Origin of the sequence: Candidatus Magnetaquicoccus inordinatus, assembly GCF_004217665.1 — a bacterium.
GTDB lineage: Bacteria > Pseudomonadota > Magnetococcia > Magnetococcales > Magnetaquicoccaceae > Magnetaquicoccus > Magnetaquicoccus inordinatus.
The window spans coordinates 1-3409 of sequence record NZ_RXIU01000288.1; the positions used below are offsets into that span (position 1 = coordinate 1).

General features: G+C 48.5%; 3 protein-coding genes. All 3 read right to left on the bottom strand.

The window, feature by feature from the left end; genetic code table 11:
• Positions 1–35: 35 nt before the first annotated feature.
• Positions 36–668: a retron system putative HNH endonuclease gene (locus EJP87_RS14730; protein ID WP_130472620.1), complete on the bottom strand. Its 633-nt coding sequence runs from the start codon at positions 666–668 to the stop codon at positions 36–38.
• Positions 665–2011, bottom strand: coding sequence for an AAA family ATPase (locus EJP87_RS14735; RefSeq protein ID WP_130472621.1), 1347 nt, complete (start codon positions 2009–2011; stop codon positions 665–667). Before EJP87_RS14735 ends, EJP87_RS14730 begins: the two co-directional genes overlap by 4 nt.
• Before the next feature lie 313 nt (positions 2012–2324).
• Positions 2325–3409, bottom strand: a 1085-nt coding sequence (locus EJP87_RS14740) for a restriction endonuclease subunit S (protein WP_130472622.1), incomplete at its 5' end; no start/stop codon positions are given.

A 3409-nucleotide genomic window follows, 5' to 3' on the forward strand; every position in this document is an offset into this window, starting at 1 on the left:
TGTATTGCTCTCTGGTTTCGGGAGTAGCGGTCATGTCAATTGGCCAAGAGTTGGCGGATAATATTGGCCAAGACAGGCGCATAAGGAAGCAGACAACCCTCTTTTTCTGTTTGCATATCATCCAGGATGATTGCAAGCAACTCGTCATCAAGCAGGGTCAACTCTTCCGGTTGGATTCTTTCAAGAAAAATCAAAGTTTCCACCATCTGCTTTCGTCTATTACGCTGGCTGCGGCCATCCAGATTAAGAATCCGGATGCTCTCCTGGGCATTGTCGGTCGTTCCTGTCACACGTCCAGAAAGGAGATACATCAATTCATGTTCACAAGCGGGATCCAGCGGGGTCAATGGCAATCTTTGGCTTCCATGAGAACCTCCGCATTGCCCTCTCCTGTTGCAGGATGCCACTATATTGGCGAAATCAAGGGTACGATTGGGAGCTGTTGCTTGTGGGATCACATGCTCATTGTGGCTGGTTTCAACATCAATGCGTTCACTGCAATAGGCACACAGGCAGCGTTGTTCCCCAAGCGCAGCTTGGCGGATGGCAAGTCGAACCTCTTTTCCCTCTTCAGAATGCTCCAGATCGTCATAAACAGTGCCAGAAGAGTGATGACGGTGCCAATGTGCCAATTCAGGAGGAGGGTCACCCTTGCGAATCCATCTCATGAACTTTCCCCTTTGGAACCCTGACGGCGCAATTCCAGTCTCCTCAAGAGCAGTCGCGCCTTGGACAGTTCCAAATGATCTGCCGGAAGCTCTCTTTCCATTTCTGTCAACAGATCTTTGGCTTGAGCCATATTGCCATCCTGGATCGTTTCCAACAACTGATCTATTTTTTCTTGGACCACAGGGTTACGAATGTCCGTATCCATCTCTTGCAACAAAACCTGGTTAACATCCATGCCATAGATGTCACCGATGGAACTTATCTTGTTTTCAGCAAGCATGAAACTGCGCGCATTTTTCTCCTGGCTGATGATAATGGGTGAATGGGTAGTCAGTATGAACTGCACGTTGGGAAAAGTTCTGGCCAAATTGCCCAAAATGGTGCGTTGCCATTTGGGATGCAGGTGCAGATCCACCTCGTCAATCATGACAATACCCTCTCCCTCCAATGGGTTAATCATGGCAGGGTTCATCATGGCCAAACGGCGTGCAATATCCCCAACCAGGGCGATCAGGGATTTTTCCCCCTGGGAGAGTTGACCGACGTCGAACGAAAGACCATCCTTGTCGATCATCATCAATAGTCTGGGCCGTCTCTGAATACGCAAATTATCGAAACCTGGCATAAAAGCGGCGATGGCACTGCGCACAGCCGTCAATTGCCGATCCTTGGGCGAAGAACGCAGCCTGTCCAATTCCTGCCACAAAAGAGCCGGATCACCACCCCTCAGGTTGGCAAGCAGATTCAATATCTGATCGTTCAGGTTGGTTGAAGATTCGTTCTCGGTGTCCTCTCGTTCCCGGAACCATTCAAAGAAACGCCTAAAGTCCACGCCCTGTTGCAGTGCGTTGTCATATCCATCCACTTGCGCAAAAGTGTGGAGGCTGCGCGTTCGTATGGGAACATCCAGAACCACGCGCTCCACCGGATAATAGGCAATCAACGGAAGAGAGGCATTTTGCGCATTGTTCGTCAATGCGGTACGGAAATGCTCTGCCAGAGCAGTCATGTTGGCAAGTTGGCTTTCCCGAGTTTTTTTGCGGCCTTTGCGCGTCTTTGCCAGAGACCAGTGGAAAGTATGCTCCTGGTCTTTGACCTCCAACATGATCACCGCCTCATTTTGACCATTACGAATTTGGCCGTCATCCAGGGTACTTCCGTTGCCTTTTTCCCGGTTGATACGCGCCACCAACCAACTCAACCCCTTGGTTACAGCCTCCAGGATGGAGCTCTTGCCAGCACCGTTATTGCCGATAAGCAGAATATGGGCAGATCCTTCCAACACAAGTTCCAGTTTCTCGAATCGTCGGAAGTTCTCCAGGGTGATTTTTGTTAATTTCATGATACCCTCCAAGGAACAACTGCGAGCAGGATCCGCTCATGGGACCGCATCAAGCAATGAGCAACAAAAAACCGCCAAGGTTGCGCGTGCCAAGGACTAATCCAAGGTATAGGCGTGGCGGTTAAGTTGGGTTCAGTATATACGGGGTGAGGGAAGTTTGCGAGGCTTGTTTTGAGATTTTGACAATCCATCCATTGGTCTGAACCGGTTCGGGCGTGCGGTACTGCACCGCTCGCCAAGGCGGAGAACGGAAAAGGGCAAAAAGAGTGTTTGTGTTCGCAGTGCTGCGCCGGTGGGGTGTGTTTGCTGGCCATCATGCGGCTTCCTCGTCCACCTTCACCCGCCTTTTGCCGGTGAGGAGTTGTTGCATGAGGGCTTTTTTCTGGCGTCTAAGAGCATCAACTTGTTGCTCCAGCTTCACTGTCTCCTGGTCACATGCAGAAAGAACCCTTCCAATCAATTTCTGAGATGCCTTCGGAGGAATAATCACACGAAAGCTCAGTACATCATCCCTTGATATTCCTGGTATTAACCCACTTGCTGCATCCTCAAAAATGCCAACTCTGGATTGGAGAACATAAAATGCAAAAATACGATCAAAGCTTGTAGCGCGAACGGCCATCAATTGACGGCTAATACAATATGTTGAATTTGACAGAATTGACTTGCCTGTGCCAGATCCTTTCACTGTTATTAATATATCACCATCATCGCAAAGCACCTTGGGAGTATCTGTATACTTGGAAATCACTAGATACCCATTGGGAAAGTCTGCTGGTCCAGTCAGATAAGGAACACCTTTTCTGTCTGAATTAACATTACTTGCTTCAATATGCTGACCAGAGATCAGTCTGATACCCTCTCCAAAACAGCCAAGACCCCATTCCCCCTCATCACCAGGAAATCGCCTTTTCCCCGTCAAAAGCTGCTGCATCAGTGCCTTTTTCTGCGCCTTGCTGTTGGCGATCAACCGCTCCACGATTTCAATGGCCCGGTCCCAGGTGGAGAGGATGCGGGCGATTCTTATTTGTTCAGAAAGAGGAGGAATATTGAAATCCCACTTCAACCATCTGTCGACCTTAAAGATCATTTTCTCAATATGAACACCTATACTGGAATGAAAGCACGTTTGCTGAAAATAGATCGTTTCAGACAAATATCTTAAAAACTTTAGATCAAGACGCCCATCGGTTCCTAATATGGCATATTCGTTTGATACAATCGATCCATCCAAATTGTCGGGCACTAACCCGCACGCTCCATGAACGATCTGACGTTTTGAAATCAAGAAATCCCCACCTTTTACATAGAACTGTGTCGGAGTTTTGATCTCTTCACCATCAAGAACTTCTCTTTCAATAACTCCTCCACGTGCCCGTTTCACAGTAACAAGACGGT